Origin of the sequence: Pseudomonas sp. BYT-1 (assembly GCF_023611805.1) — a bacterium.
Taxonomy (GTDB): Bacteria; Pseudomonadota; Gammaproteobacteria; order Pseudomonadales; family Pseudomonadaceae; genus Aquipseudomonas; species Aquipseudomonas guariconensis.
The window spans coordinates 5,474,709-5,489,042 of the sequence record NZ_CP072559.1 but is presented as its reverse complement, the minus strand read 5'-3'; the positions used below and the strand labels follow the sequence as shown (position 1 = coordinate 5,489,042).

Sequence of the window (14,334 nt, the reverse complement as noted above, 5' to 3'; positions counted from 1 at the left end):
CTTCAAAACCGATAGCGACTGATCGCCACTGCGTCGTGGGCATGCAGACTCTCTGCATGTTCCACCCGCAGGCTGAACCCCTCTACCCACCGCACTTGCCTAAGCGCCTGGTGCAAACGCCTGGCGGCATCCTCACAGAACATCAGGTTCTGTCCATTGGCCAAGGCGAACGCCTGTTCGTCTGCGCGCTTTACCGCTGTTTGTACCGCCGTACCCAAGGCACGCTCCAGCGTGTCGATCAACTCGGAGAGCGGCAAGTGCTGCAGGTTCTCTCGCAGTCGTACTCGGACCTGGGCCTCGCTGCGCTGACTATGGGGCGTGGCGACGATGCCCTGATTGCTGCCGAGCCATTCCAGTAAGGTCGATTGATCGGGTACCTGTTTTGGAAAGTCCTTGAGGAACTGCTGCTGAATCAGCTGTCGGGCGAGCGCTGCGGAGCAGGGGCAGGTGGAGGAGTAAGGAATTACCACCGAGAGTTCCACGTGGAACATTTCATTGTCCGTCGTAGCATCCAAGGAGACGGGATAGCTTTTCCAGCCAGCCAAGGGGCTGACCAAGGCAGGTCTTTTCAGCAAATGCTCGAAGCGCAAACTCACCTGCGCCTTTGAAGAGAGCCCGACGTGGGTATCGAGGAAACTCGCCAGCAGCCGACGGAGTAGCAGCGGACTGAGCTCGGTGTTTTCCAAGGCTTCCAACGCCAAGTAAAGCCGCGACATGTGGATGCCTCGGGCGGCGCCGTCTTCGAGATTGACGCCCGCGTCGGCTTGGGCATTGAGGGTGCGTCCTTCAAATTGCAACGGCACGGCGATTCCACACATACCAACCCACTCCAGGGGGACGGCCTCGGGGAGGGACTGTGTGGCGACGTCGGGAAGCGTCAGGCTGGTCATCATGGGTTCTCTGGCAAGGATCGACAAACGCGGCTTGGCGAAATTCTATTGTTATATTATAACAATGCGCAATGCATCGTTTCGAATGCGCTTGCCTGTCGAGGTACGACCAATGCCTAACCGTTTACCTGTAACTGTGCTTTCCGGCTTTTTGGGAGCTGGCAAAAGCACTTTGCTCAACCATGTGCTGCGCAATCGCGAAGACCTGCGCGTCGCCGTGATCGTCAACGACATGAGCGATATCAACATCGATGCGAGCGAGGTGCAGCGCAATGTCAGCCTGAACCGGGCGGAAGAAAAGCTGGTGGAGATGAGCAACGGCTGCATCTGCTGCACGCTGAGGGAAGATTTGCTCGAGGAGGTCGCGCGGCTGGCGAGCGAGGGTCGTTTCGATTACCTGCTGATCGAGTCCACCGGCATTTCCGAACCGTTGCCGGTCGCCGAGACGTTCACCTTCCGTGACGAACAGGGTCGAAGCCTGTCGGACATGGCACGCCTGGACACCATGGTCACGGTGGTCGATGCGCTCAATTTTCTGCGTGACTACCAGGCAGCCGACAGCCTGGCCAGCCGCGGTGAATCTTTGGGTGAAAACGACGAGCGATCTATCAGCGATCTGTTGATCGAACAGGTGGAGTTCGCCGACATACTGCTGCTGAGCAAGATCGACTTGGTCAGCCAGCATGAGCGAGACGAACTCACGGCCATCCTGCGCAGCCTCAACGCACGGGCGCAGATCGTGCCGATGGTCATGGGCCAGGTGCCGCTGGCACGTATTCTCGATACTGGCCTTTTTGACTTCGAGCAAGCGGCCCAAGCACCTGGCTGGTTGCAGGAGATGCGTGGCGAGCACGTGCCGGAAACGCAAGAGTACGGGATCGCCGCAGGGACGTGGCAGGCCCGTCGCCCGTTGCATCCGCAACGCTTCCACGATTTTATCCACAAGCCCTGGAGCAACGGCAGGTTGCTACGTTCGAAGGGGTTCTTCTGGCTGGCCAGCAAGTTCCAGGAGGCGGGCAGCTGGTCCCAGGCAGGCGGCATGATGCGCCATGGGTTCGCCGGTCGCTGGTGGCGCTTTGTACCGCAGGAGCAATGGCCGCAGGACTCCGAGAGCACCCAGGCGATCCTCAAGCAGTGGACGCAAGAATGTGGCGATTGCCGGCAGGAATTGGTGTTCATTGGTCAGAATATCGACTTCGCACAGCTATCCACAGAACTGGATGCATGTCTGCTGACCGACGAGGAATGGGCGCAAGGGGAGATGGCATGGCTGCGTCTTCCCGATCCGTTCGGGCCTTGGTATGACGAAGCAGCGTGAGGGTGTGGATAACTTTTGGCGGCTTGACTGGTAGCAACGAGGGCGCATAGTTGGAGGCTATTTCCAAGGTATGGCCCATGCTCCAGAACATCCCGACCCACGTGATCGCAGGCCCATTGGGCGCCGGCAAGACCAGCCTGATACATCAGCTGTTGGCTCAGCGCCCGTCAGGGGAGCGCTGGGCCGTATTGGTCAACGAGTTTGGGCAGATTGGCCTGGATGCGGCGCTGCTGAGTCGGGACGAGAATGGCATCGCTATTGGCGAGGTGGCCGGCGGCTGCCTGTGCTGCGTCAATGGCATGCCGTTCCAGGTCGGCTTGGGCCGCTTGTTGCGCAAGGCTCGGCCTGATCGGGTGTTCATCGAGCCGTCCGGTCTGGGCCATCCTCAGTCTTTGCTGGCCCAGTTGGGTCAGGCGCCCTGGGTGGGTGTACTGGCCGTACAGCCGTTGGTGATGGTGCTGGACGCCCAGGCTCTGGCCCGTGGTGAACCGCTGCCTGACGCGCAACGGCAAGCCTTGCCCGAGGCTGCATTGCTGGTTTTCAACAAGGCTGGGGCTTTGGATGAAACCCAGCGCCTGTTGATAACTGCACAGTTCCCCGAGTTGCCAAGGCTTTGGACCGATCATGGGCGATTGTCGGTGGACCTTTTGCCCGTCACGTCTGGCACAACGAGCCCTCTCGAGGCTGTGGACAAACTACCCAGGGAGACCCCTTCGAACCCTGCTGGCGCCCTGTGGACAGATCCTCGCCAGCCAATCTGTCTCGCCCAGCAAGGCGAGGGTGGCTGGAGTGTTGGCTGGCGCTGGCACCCCTCGCAGCGTTTCGACGCGACGCGTTTGCTCGCAATGCTTGAAAGCTGGCCGTGGCGCCGCGCAAAAGGTGTTATCCACAGCGACGCCGGCTGGCAGTCCTTCAATAGCCTGGAAGGCGAGGCACTGGCTTGGCAGCCGAGCGAATGGCGCAAGGATTCACGTCTGGAGTTGATCTTCGATCAGCCGCAGCTGCTGGACACCCTCCAGGAAGCCTTGGTCGCTTGCCGCCTGGAGGCCTGATCAGTTGCGCCAGCGGTTATGTTCCTGGCGCCACTGCTGCATCTCGATGACGTTGTCTGCCTTCGGCGGAACCTTGATTTCAAATGGATAGGGCGCCAGTTCGATCTGCAGGGTGTGGGCACCGAACTGCGTCACTGTCCCAGGGTGGCGTTGCTCGCCGGTCACGGTGAACTCGAACCCATAGACACGCGCCAGGCGCTTGCGGCCATTGGCATCGCGCACGAAGGCGATGCGCTTGAGGGCGACGTTATCGTCGAGCAGTTGAAGGTCAAGCTTGGTGCAATGCTGCTTGACCCGTTCAAGGGCCTTTTCGCGCAGCCCATGGTTGTGCCACAACCAGGCACCGGCGGTCGCCAGTACCATCAGGACGAAGAGGTTCTCCAGGGTCAACATTTGCATATGCTCCAAAACGGTAGATCCAGCTTAACTGTGTCCCTGGCCTGTCGTACAGGTGGCAAACGGGTTCATACTGCGCGGCGCACATCTACTGAAACAGCTTTGGAATTTCCCACATGAAACGTACACCGCATCTGCTTGCTATCCAGTCCCACGTGGTCTTCGGCCACGCCGGAAACAGCGCTGCGGTGTTTCCCATGCAGCGGGTCGGGGTCAATGTCTGGCCGCTGAACACCGTGCAGTTCTCCAACCATACCCAGTATGGACAGTGGGCCGGTGAAGTGCTCGCTCCGGCGCAAATTCCTGCGCTGGTGGAAGGCATTTCCAACATCGGCGAGCTGGGCCATTGCGACGCGGTGCTTTCCGGTTACCTGGGCAGCGCCGAGCAGGGCCGGGCGATCCTGGCGGGTGTCCAGCGGATCAAGGCGGTGAACCCCAAGGCGTTGTACTTGTGCGATCCGGTCATGGGGCATGCGGAAAAAGGCTGCATCGTGCCGGTCGAAGTCAGTGAGTTTCTCTTGGAGGAAGCCGCCTCAGTGGCGGATATCCTGTGCCCCAACCAGCTTGAACTGGACAGCTTCTGTGGTCGTCGGGCCGAGTCCCTGGATGATTGCGTGGCCATGGCGCGCGGCCTGCTTGAGCGCGGTCCCCAGGTGGTACTGGTCAAGCATCTGTCCTATCCGGGGCGCGCCGAGGACGCCTTTGAAATGCTGCTGGTGACCCGAGAACACAGCTGGCATCTGCGTCGACCATTGCTGGCCTTCCCACGTCAGCCGGTAGGGGTGGGTGACTTGACCTCCGGCCTGTTCTTGGCCCGCGTGTTGCTCGGGGACAGCTGGGTCCAGGCGTTCGAGTTCACCGCTGCGGCCGTGCATGAAGTGCTGCTGGAGACCCAGGCCTGCGCGAGCTACGAGCTGCAACCGATCAGGGCCCAAGACCGCATCGCCCATCCGCGTGTGCGCTTCGAGGCGCAGCGGTTGGCGATCTAGGCCCATGACAGGGCCGCTGTGCAGCCCTGCCGGTTGCTTGACGTCTAGATCGAATCGGTCTTGAGGTTCTGGTAGCGCTGTTCCAGCTCCTGGCGGATCTGTCGACGCTGCTGGCCCTGCAGGAAACGCCGCTTCTCTTCGCTGCTCTGGGGCTGGCGTGGCGGGACCTGCACCGGACGGCGATTGTCGTCGACCGCAACCATGGTGAAGAAACAGCTGTTGGAGTGCCGCACGGAGCGCTCGCGGATGTTTTCGGTCACGACCTTGATGCCCACTTCCATGGACGTATTGCCGGTGTAGTTGACCGAGGCGAGGAAGGTCACCAGTTCGCCGACATGTACAGGCTCTCGGAAAATCACCTGGTCCACCGACAGGGTGACCACATAGGTGCCGGCATAGCGGCTGGCGCAGGCATAGGCCACCTCGTCGAGGTACTTGAGCAGGGTGCCGCCATGGACGTTGCCGGAAAAGTTGGCCATGTCCGGGGTCATCAGGACGGTCATCGTCAGCTGGGCGTTTCCAGGTTCCATAGTGTGCTCACGGGTTGGTTGCGCTGAAACGGGGCTGGTATCTGCGGACACTTCTGTTTCCCCCTCATAGGGTTTCCCCATCCTGGTACGGGACGTCGCCTGACGTGCTTCCGTCACGCGGATCGTGCCATCTCTGGCAGCAAAATCGCCGATCTGTTTCTACATATTGCATCGGCTATTCATGCGAAGGCGCGATGTTAACCTGAGCGAGCCCATGCAACATGGGCTTTCCTGCTTTGAACACAGTATGTACGTGCTGCTCGCTTGGGTTTGCCTTGGCAGAGGAGCGGTCTGCCCGAGCAACGAGAAAAGGAGTACCTCGCCATGCATGCCATCAGTTTCATCCAGGATTTGGCCGTGATCATGCTGGTCGCCGGGGTGGTTACCATTCTCTTCCACCGTTTCAAGCAGCCGGTGGTGCTGGGCTACATCGTCGCAGGCTTCATCATTGGGCCTCACACACCACCCTTTGGCCTGATCCACGATGAGGACACCATCAAGACCCTGGCTGAGCTGGGGGTGATCTTCCTGATGTTCTGCCTGGGCCTGGAATTCAGCCTGCGCAAGCTGTTCAAGGTCGGCGCCACTGCGTTCATCGCCGCCTTCCTGGAAATCGTCCTGATGATCTGGATCGGTTTCGAGATCGGCCGCTGGTTCGGCTGGAGCACCATGGACTCGCTGTTCCTTGGGGCGATCCTGGCGATCTCCTCGACCACCATCATCGTCAAGGCGCTCAATGACCTGAAGATGAAGAACGAGCGCTTTGCCCAGCTGATCTTCGGCGTGCTGATCGTCGAGGATATCCTTGGCATCGGGATCATCGCCCTGTTGTCGGGTATCGCCGTCAGCGGCACGGTCAGTTCCGGCGAAGTGTTTTCCACGGTCGGCAAATTGTCGCTGTTCATGATCGTTGCACTGGTGATCGGCATCCTGCTGGTGCCAAGGCTGTTGGCCTATGTGGCGAGGTTCGAAAGCAACGAGATGCTCCTGATCACTGTACTGGGGCTGTGCTTCGGTTTTTGTCTGTTGGTGGTCAAGCTCGAATACAGCATGGTCCTGGGTGCGTTCCTGATCGGCGCGATCATGGCCGAATCCCGGCAGTTGCTGAAGATCGAGCGTCTGATCGAGCCCGTACGCGACCTGTTCAGCGCCATCTTCTTCGTTGCCATCGGCCTGATGATCGACCCGCGCGTGTTGCTCGACTACGCCTGGCCGATCGCAGTGATCACCCTGGCGGTGGTGCTGGGCAAAATGCTGTCGTGCGGCATGGGGGCATTCATCGCCGGCAATGATGGACGCACTTCGCTGCGTGTTGGCATGGGGCTTTCACAGATTGGCGAGTTTTCCTTCATCATCGCTGCCTTGGGCATGACCTTGCAGGTCACCAGCGATTTTCTTTATCCGGTGGCTGTGGCCGTGTCGGCCATCACCACTTTGCTCACGCCTTATCTGATTCGCGCTGCCGATCCGCTCTCGCTCAAGCTTGGCAAGGTGGTGCCCGGACGCCTGGCGCGGGTGCTGTCGTTATACGGGGAGTGGCTGCGCAGCATTCAGCCCCACGGCGAGGGTGCGATGGTCGCGGCGATGATCCGGCGTATCCTGATGCAGGTGGGCGTCAACCTGGCGCTGGTCATCGCGATTTTCTTTAGCGGTGGTTACTTTGCCGCGCGCATTGGCAACTGGTTGAGCGAATGGGTCAACGATGTCAGCCAGCAGAAGGCGCTGATCTGGGGGGCCGCCTTGTTGTTGTCGCTGCCTTTCCTGATTGCCGCCTATCGCAAGCTCAAGGCGCTATCGATGCTGTTGGCGGAGATGAGCGTGAAGCCGGAGATGGCCGGACGGCACACTCAACGTGTCCGTCGGGTAATTGCCGAGGTGATTCCGTTGCTGTCGCTGCTGGTGATCTTCCTGCTGCTGTCGGCGCTTTCGGCGAGCATCCTGCCGACCAACGAGTTGCTGCTGGTCATCGCAATCGTGGCAGCGGTGGTGGTGGCCTTGCTGTGGCGATGGTTCATCCGGGTGCATACCCGCATGCAAATCGCCTTGCTGGAAACGCTGGAAAACAACCGGGATCAAACCCATTGAGCGTTTGCGCTCTCTGCGCAAGGCGACGTCGCAGTCCGAGGGGATGGAACGGTAACGCCGCCGCCAGGCGCAGAACGCCTGGCGATTCTACGTTGGGTGGTGGCTATGAGCCATCTCCTGGCGCAAGAAATTATGTCGCACCGAGGTGCACGAGCTTTGCGGGAAGTACGGTTCAGCTTTCCAGCCAGACGTCCCGGACCCAGTGCCAGACGGTTTCCCAGTTGTCTTCGCTGATCGCTTCTTCCTCGGCGTCCCACAGCACCACGGTGCCGTCTTCCTCGACACAGTAGTAGTTGTCCCCATCCTGGCACAGCGGGACCAGGTCGCGTGGTACGCCAGCATCCCAGGCGTTGGCGGCAACGTCTGGCAGGTAGGTGTGGGACTGGGGATCGGTGACGGTCACCGGCTCCAGGCTGCCGTACACCACGTCGCTGACCGTCAGCAGGAACTCACGCAGGCCGAACGGCATGTTGATCAGCAACTCTTCCTCGATTTCTACCAACAGGTCCTCGTCCGGCAATTCCAGTGGCACCGGCACGGGTTCATTGGCTTCACGGAGCTGATCGATCACTTCTTCCACGGCTTACATCCTCTGGCCTTGATGACAACGCTGCGGTTTATACCCTAGTAGCCCGCTGTGCCAAAAGCAAAAACCCCGGGCAAGCCCGGGGTTTGAGTGCAACGCGGTAGATCAGCCGTTCTGGCGGATACCGGCGAGCAGCCAAGGCTGGTTTTCGCCTTGGGCGCGCTCCATGTGCCAGCTTTCGCTGAATGCTTCACCCTGGTCGAAGCGCGAGGTCTTCGATACACCATGGAAGGTCAGGGTGGCGACAGTCTTGTCGGCACGATCGTCGACACCTTCGAGCTGCACATCGAGGTTGTCGATGTAGGTGGACTGGAAGCCATCACCCAGGTCGGCACGCTCGCGCTTGAGGAACTCGAGCATCTGCGGGGTGACGAATTCGGCGATCTTGTCCATTTCGTTGGCATCCCAGTGCTGCTGCAGCGACATGAAGTGCGTGCGGGCAGCGGACAGGAAGCTTTGCTCGTTGAACCAGGCCGGAGCGTTGATGACCGGTGCGCCAGCGGCGGCCGAAGCGCCACCGAAGACCGACGGTTGGGCTGGCTGGGCATGGGTTTCACGCTGGTAGGGCGCATGGCCGGCACCGGCCATCTGCGGCTGCTGCTGGCGGCGGCGGGCGGCGATAAAGCGGAACACCAGGAAGGCGATCAGGCCCATGATCAGGAAGTCGAAGATCTGCATGCCCTGGAAGCCGTCGCCCATGAACATGGAGGCCAACAGACCACCGGCGGCGATACCGGCCAGTGGGCCCAGCCAGCGCGAAGCACCGCTGGCGGCGGCCGGTGCACGGCCAGGAGCGGTTGGCGCGGCGGCAGGTGTGGTTGGCGCAGCCTGGCGGGTCTGGTGGATAGGCGCGGAGCCCGAGCTCTTGCCGCCGCCGAAACGCTTGGCGTTGGCATCCAGGCTCAGCGTCAGGCCGACGCACAGCGCCAGTACGATGCTAAGAAAACGTTGCATAGATGGGATATCCCCTGTGGGTGGATTGCACGCGCGTCATGTTGCACATGTTGTAGGAGACATGACCAGCGCCATAATGTTTCCAGCTTTTGCCTGAATGGTCTGAGGCAAGACTGATTGCTGGATAGGACCATTCGTCAAGATCTGTAGGAGGCGGCAGCATTGAACCAGGGGAGCTGGCGAAGCCTGCGGTAGGCCCTACTCGCACGGGGTCAGTGCCAGCGGGCCTCAAATCGCTTCCAGCTTGGCATACCCCAGCATCAACCACTTGCTGCCCTCGGCGAAGTTGACCTGCACCCGTGCCTGGGCACCAGAGCCTTCGAAGTTGAGGATCACGCCTTCGCCAAACACTGCGTGTTGCACGCGCTGGCCAAGGTTGAACGCGGTCTGTGGGATGCTGGCATTGGCGAACAGGCTGCTCGCTTGGCTCTGGCTGCCACCGAAGGGACGGCTGACCGAGTTGGACAAGCGCACCTCTTGAACCAGGCCTGCCGGAATTTCCCGTACGAAACGTGACACTTTGTTATAGGTCTCGCTTCCATACAGACGGCGGGTTTCGGCGTAGGTCATGATCAGCTGGCGCATGGCCCGGGTGATGCCCACATAGGCCAGTCGGCGTTCTTCTTCCAGACGGCCGGGTTCTTCCAGGCTCATCTTGTGGGGGAACAGGCCTTCTTCCATGCCGACCAGGAACACATAGGGGAACTCTAATCCCTTAGCGCTGTGCAGCGTCATCAGCTGGATGCTGTCCTCGTGCTCGTCGGCTTGGGCATCGCCGGCCTCCAGGGAGGCGTGGCCGAGGAAGGCGGAGAGCGGCGATAGGTCGGCGTCGTCCTCGCTGGTCTCGAAGTTGCGCGCCGCGCTGACAAGTTCCTCAAGGTTTTCTACCCGAGCCTGGCCCTTTTCGCCTTTTTCTTCCTGGTGATAGAGGATCAGGCCGGACTGCTCGATGACAGTCTGGGTCATCAGGTGCAAGGGCATTTCCAGGACCTTGGCTGCGAGGTTTTCGATCAATTCGATGAACGCGCCCAAGGCACTGGCGGCGCGGCCTTTGAGGGCCTTGGCCGCCAACAACTGGCACATGGCCTCCCACATCGACAACTGGCTGTGCCGGGCATGTTCGCGGATCGCCTCGACGGTCTTTTCGCCGATGCCGCGCGGTGGAACGTTGATTACTCGCTCTAGCGCGGCGTCGTTGCCGCGGCCTTCGAGCAGGCGCAGGTAGGCCATGGCGTTCTTGATCTCGGCGCGCTCGAAGAAGCGTTGGCCACCGTAGATCCGATAGGGAATGCGTTCGCGCAGCAAGGCTTCTTCGAGCACCCGCGACTGGGCGTTGGAGCGGTACAGGATGGCCACGTCGCTGCGGGCATTGCCCTGCTTGATGAAGCTCTCGATGGTCTCCACCACATAGCGCGCTTCGTCATGCTCGTTGTAGGCGGCATAGAGGGTCAGCGGCTCGCCTTCGCCCATGTCGGTCCACAGCTCTTTGCCCAGGCGCCCGCTGTTGTTGGCGATCAGGGCGTTGGCCGCCTTGAGGATACCGCCGGTGGAGCGGTAGTTCTGCTCAAGGCGAATCAGCTCGGCGTCGGGGAAGTCAGCGGTGTACTGATGGATGTTCTCGATCTTGGCGCCGCGCCAGCCGTAGATCGACTGGTCGTCGTCCCCCACCGCCATGAGGCTGCTGCCGCCTGCGGCAAGCAGGCGCAGCCAGGCGTACTGCACGGCGTTGGTATCCTGGAACTCGTCCACCAGCAGGTGGCGGAAGCGCCGCTGGTAGTGTTCGAGCAGTCCAGGGTGGTCGCGCCACAGGTCCAGGGCGCGAAGCAGCAATTCGGAAAAGTCGATGACCCCAGCGCGTTCGCAGGCCAGTTCGTAGGCCTCGTAGATGCTGCGCATGGTGCCCAGGAACAGATCGCCACCGGCCTGGATATGCTGTGGACGCAGACCTTCGTCCTTCTGGCCGTTGATGAACCATTGGGCCTGGCGGGCGGGCCAGCGCTGCTCGTCGAGGCCGAGCTCGCGGATCACCCGCTTGATCAGGCGCTGCTGATCATCGCTGTCCAGAATCTGGAAATTCTGCACCAGCCGAGCTTCCTGCCAGTGAGCGCGCAGCAGGCGGTGCGCCAGGCCGTGGAAGGTCCCCACCCACATGCCGGCCGGATTGATGCCCAGCAGTTGCTCGATCCGCTGGCGCATTTCGGCCGCCGCCTTGTTGGTGAAGGTCACCGACAGGATAGAGTGGGGGGAGGCCTGTTCGACCTGGATCAGCCAGGCGATACGGTGCACCAGCACGCGGGTCTTGCCCGAGCCAGCACCGGCCAGCACCAATTGACGCCCCAGCGGGGCCGCTACGGCCTGGCGTTGGGCATCGTTGAGGGAGTTCAGCAGGAGGGAGAGGTCATCATTGCGCATCCGGCCATTCTAGGGCCGCACAGGGGGCAGGGCAAACGGCCCCCGGAGAAATCTTGCAGGCGGTGCCAGGCCGTTCATCGGCGGCCTGGGCAGAGGCCTGTTCTTGAGCGGTCTGAGTAAACGGCCGCCGGTATTTTTGAAAACATGACGTAGAGCAGTTTGGCCCAGGCCATGGCTTGTGTATGCTCGCTGCACTTTTGCGGTCTGCCAATACAAGAACACAACAAGAACACGACCCTATGACCCAGGATTTCGCGGCGATCGGAGCATCGCCGGAGACGGCAAGGAGTGTGCGCAGGCAATTTGCGACCCAGCTCTGCATCGAGCGTACCCGTCTTCTCTATCAGGGCTCATTGCTGCCCACCCTGCTGATGCTGATCAACGGCCTGCTGTGCGCCTGGCTGTTGTGGAGCCCTGAGCGCTATCTGCTGGTCAGTGTATGGCTGGCCTGGCTGTTGGCGCTGGTGGCCCTGCGGGTGATCCAGGTCGCGGCCTTCGATGCGGCCACGCCAGCGCGTCAAGCCAAGGCGTCCTGGCAGCACATGTTCCTGTCCGGCTCGGCCTTCAGCGGCCTGACCTTGGCCTGTGCGGCGATCGCCTTGGTGCCGGTGGACGATTTCGTGCAGCAGGCCTGGGTGTTCGGACTGTTGGGGGCGGCGGCGTTGTCGGCCAGTGTCGCCTATGCCGTGAGCCTGCCGGCGTTTCTCAGTTTCGCCTTGCCCTGCCTGTTGCCGCCCATTGTGTTCCTGTTCTACTTCGATGCCGGTGCGCAGCGCGGCTGGGGCTGGCTCGGCCTGATCCTGCTGGGGGCGCTGATGGTGGTGGCCTGGCAGGTTAACCGCTTGCTCGAGCGCAGCCTGTTGCGCCGTTTCCAGAACCAGGCGCTGATCGAACACCTGCAGAGCGCCCAGCACCGTGGTGAGCAACTGAACCAGGCGTTGCTGGTCGAGGTGCGGCAGCGTCGTCATGCCGAAGACCAACTGCGCCAGGCCCAGGCTGGGCTCGAGCAGCGAGTGCTTCAACGCAGCCATGAGCTGGACCTGGCCAACCAGGCCCTGGGCAAGAGCGAGCAGCGCCTGGCCCTGGCGCTTCAGGCCAGCGAGTTGGGGTTGTGGGATTGGAACCTGCTCACCGACGAAGTGCATCACACGCAGCTGTACGCCTTGTTCGGCCTGGACCCGGAGCAGGTCCGCTCGGTCCGCGCCGACCTAAAGCCGCGCCTGCACCCGGACGATCTGCCGTTGCTGCGCAGGACATTGGTCGAACACCTCAAAGGCCGTACCGAGGACTACCGGGTCGAATACCGCATCCGGCATACCCAGGGGAATTGGCGCTGGATCGAAGACCGAGGCCGTGCCGTGGAACACGCCGCCGACGGCCGAGTCCTGCGCATGCTCGGCACACGGCGTGACATCACCGCGCAAAAGGAGCAGGAAGAACAGCAGCGTCTGGCGGCCACGGTGTTCGAAGCGGCCAGTGAAGGGATCGCGATCCTGGATGCGGGCTTCCAACTGCTGGCCGTCAACCAGGCCTTTTGCCAAATCACTGGCTTCGACCGGGAAGAGCTATTGCAGCGCAATGCCCTGGAGTTGCCCTGCAGCCGGGACGCCCGGCGTCACAGCCAGGCGATCGGCCAGGCGCTGGAGCAGCAGGGGCGCTGGCAGGGCGAGCTGGTCGAGGCGCGACGCAACGGCGAGCTGTACCCCCAGTGGTTGCAGCTCAATGGCGTGCGTGACGCGCGGGGCAACATCAGCAATATCGTAGGCTTCTTCACCGACCTGTCGGCCCGACGGGAGTCGGAGGAGCGCCTGCGCTACCTGGCCCACTACGACGACCTCACCGGGCTGGCCAACCGCGCCCTGTTCCGCCTGCGTTTGCATGAGGCCGGGCAACGGGTTCGGGTGAACGGGCGCAGCCTGGCGTTGCTGCACATCGACTTGGACCGCTTCAAGCTGCTCAACGAAAGCTTGGGCCACGAACTGGCCGACCAGCTGTTGAAGAAAATGGCCCTGCGCATCGCCAATGCGGTACCTGAAGCAGACACTGTCGCGCGCTTGTCTGGCGATGAGTTCGTCGTGCTGTTCGATGGCTACAGCAACCTTTCCAGCCTGGTGCGAGTGACGACCCGCCTGCTCGACAAGCTGCGCGTCCCGCAACGTCTGGGTGGGCATGAGCTGGTGATCAGTGCCTCGGTCGGCATCAGCGTGTTGTCGGACCCCAGTTTCGACCTCAACGCATTGCTAAGCCAGGCGGACATGGCCAAGCAGCATGCCAAGCATCTGGGCGGCGACAACTTCCAGTTCTATACCGAAAGCCTGCGCGCCAGCACCCTGGAGCGCCTGCAGCTGGAAAACCACTTGCGCAAAGCCATCGACGAAGGCCAATTGCTGGTCTACTACCAACCCAAGCTTTGCCTGCGCAGCGGCCGCCTGCTCGCCGCCGAAGCGTTGGTGCGCTGGCAGCATCCGCAGTGGGGCATGGTGCCGCCGGGCGACTTCATCGGCCTTGCCGAAGAAACCGGACTGATCGGGCCGATGGGCGAGTTCGTGCTGCGCGAAGCGTGCTGGCAGGCTTTTGAATGGCGGCGTCAGGGCATGAGCGTGCGGGTTTCGGTGAACCTCTCCGGCTATCAACTACGCCAAGGCAAGATCGTCAGCCTGGTGCGTCAGGTGCTGGCGGAAACGGGCCTTGCGCCGCAGTTGCTGGAGCTGGAACTGACCGAGAGCCAATTGCTGGACAGCGTCGAGCACATCATCTCGACGTTCCAGCAATTGCACCAGCTGGGGGTCAAATTGGCGATCGACGACTTCGGTACCGGCTACTCCTCGCTGAGCTATCTCAAGCGCTTCCCGGTGGACTACGTGAAGATCGACCAGGCGTTCATTCGCGGTCTGCAGGAGGGCAGCCAGGATGCGGCGATCATCCGCGCGATCATCGCCATGGCCAAGAGTCTGGGCTTGAAGGTCGTGGCTGAAGGGGTGGAAACCCAGGAGCAGCTTGCCTTCCTGCATGATCACGGGTGTGACGAGGCGCAGGGGTATCTGATCAGCAGGCCGCTGGATGCCCAGGCGTTCAAGGCTTTGCTGGATAAATCCCCGAGCATCCTGATGAGCTGATCGATT

General features: G+C 61.6%; 11 protein-coding genes. 5 read left to right on the top strand and 6 right to left on the bottom strand.

Features of this window, described 5'->3' with window-relative positions; translation table 11 throughout:
• Positions 1 to 2: 2 nt before the first annotated feature.
• Complete coding sequence (gene folE2, locus J5X93_RS25760) at positions 3 to 890, bottom strand: GTP cyclohydrolase FolE2 (RefSeq protein ID WP_090344398.1); 888 nt, start codon at positions 888 to 890, stop codon at positions 3 to 5.
• Between the two features lie 112 nt (positions 891 to 1,002).
• On the opposite strand from folE2, the gene zigA reads away from it, so the two are divergent.
• Both zigA and J5X93_RS25750 read left to right on the top strand, forming a co-directional pair.
• The gene (gene zigA / locus J5X93_RS25755; protein ID WP_043209996.1) at positions 1,003 to 2,208 is read left to right on the top strand and encodes a zinc metallochaperone GTPase ZigA; all 1,206 of its coding nucleotides are present in this window, start codon (positions 1,003 to 1,005) and stop codon (positions 2,206 to 2,208) included.
• 77 nt (positions 2,209 to 2,285) lie between these two features.
• Positions 2,286 to 3,260, top strand: a complete 975-nt coding sequence (locus J5X93_RS25750) for a CobW family GTP-binding protein (protein ID WP_250034235.1) — start codon at positions 2,286 to 2,288, stop codon at positions 3,258 to 3,260.
• On the opposite strand, the gene J5X93_RS25745 is transcribed toward J5X93_RS25750, so the two are convergent.
• Positions 3,261 to 3,653, bottom strand: coding sequence for a DUF3301 domain-containing protein (locus tag J5X93_RS25745; RefSeq protein ID WP_043209992.1), 393 nt, complete (start codon positions 3,651 to 3,653; stop codon positions 3,261 to 3,263). It lies immediately after the preceding gene.
• A gap of 119 nt (positions 3,654 to 3,772) precedes the next feature.
• Between J5X93_RS25745 and pdxY the strand changes: the two genes are divergently transcribed.
• The gene (gene pdxY, locus J5X93_RS25740) at positions 3,773 to 4,645 is read left to right on the top strand and encodes a pyridoxal kinase PdxY (protein ID WP_070572228.1); all 873 of its coding nucleotides are present in this window, start codon (positions 3,773 to 3,775) and stop codon (positions 4,643 to 4,645) included.
• Positions 4,646 to 4,689: 44 nt separating this feature from the next.
• Here pdxY and J5X93_RS25735 read toward each other — a convergent pair whose 3' ends face one another.
• Positions 4,690 to 5,175 (bottom strand): acyl-CoA thioesterase, encoded by a 486-nt coding sequence (locus J5X93_RS25735; RefSeq protein WP_043209987.1) that lies wholly within the window; start codon positions 5,173 to 5,175, stop codon positions 4,690 to 4,692.
• 324 nt (positions 5,176 to 5,499) lie between these two features.
• Here J5X93_RS25735 and J5X93_RS25730 point away from each other — a divergent pair, with 324 nt between their 5' ends.
• Positions 5,500 to 7,260 (top strand): cation:proton antiporter, encoded by a 1,761-nt coding sequence (locus J5X93_RS25730; protein ID WP_182942034.1) that lies wholly within the window; start codon positions 5,500 to 5,502, stop codon positions 7,258 to 7,260.
• A 172-nt stretch (positions 7,261 to 7,432) separates the two neighbouring features.
• Here J5X93_RS25730 and J5X93_RS25725 read toward each other — a convergent pair whose 3' ends face one another.
• The 3 genes from J5X93_RS25725 to uvrD form a co-directional block, all read right to left on the bottom strand.
• Positions 7,433 to 7,840 carry an SMI1/KNR4 family protein gene (locus tag J5X93_RS25725; RefSeq protein WP_043209983.1) on the bottom strand — a complete coding sequence of 136 codons (408 nt, stop codon included), beginning with the start codon at positions 7,838 to 7,840 and terminating at the stop codon, positions 7,433 to 7,435.
• 111 nt (positions 7,841 to 7,951) lie between these two features.
• Complete coding sequence (locus J5X93_RS25720) at positions 7,952 to 8,800, bottom strand: Tim44 domain-containing protein (RefSeq protein ID WP_090344154.1); 849 nt, start codon at positions 8,798 to 8,800, stop codon at positions 7,952 to 7,954.
• A 228-nt stretch (positions 8,801 to 9,028) separates the two neighbouring features.
• Positions 9,029 to 11,212, bottom strand: coding sequence for a DNA helicase II (uvrD, locus tag J5X93_RS25715; RefSeq protein WP_090344156.1), 2,184 nt, complete (start codon positions 11,210 to 11,212; stop codon positions 9,029 to 9,031).
• A 239-nt stretch (positions 11,213 to 11,451) separates the two neighbouring features.
• Here uvrD and J5X93_RS25710 point away from each other — a divergent pair, with 239 nt between their 5' ends.
• Entirely contained in the window at positions 11,452 to 14,328 is a 2,877-nt protein-coding gene (locus J5X93_RS25710) for a putative bifunctional diguanylate cyclase/phosphodiesterase (protein ID WP_043209976.1), read from the top strand.
• Positions 14,329 to 14,334 lie beyond the last annotated feature (6 nt).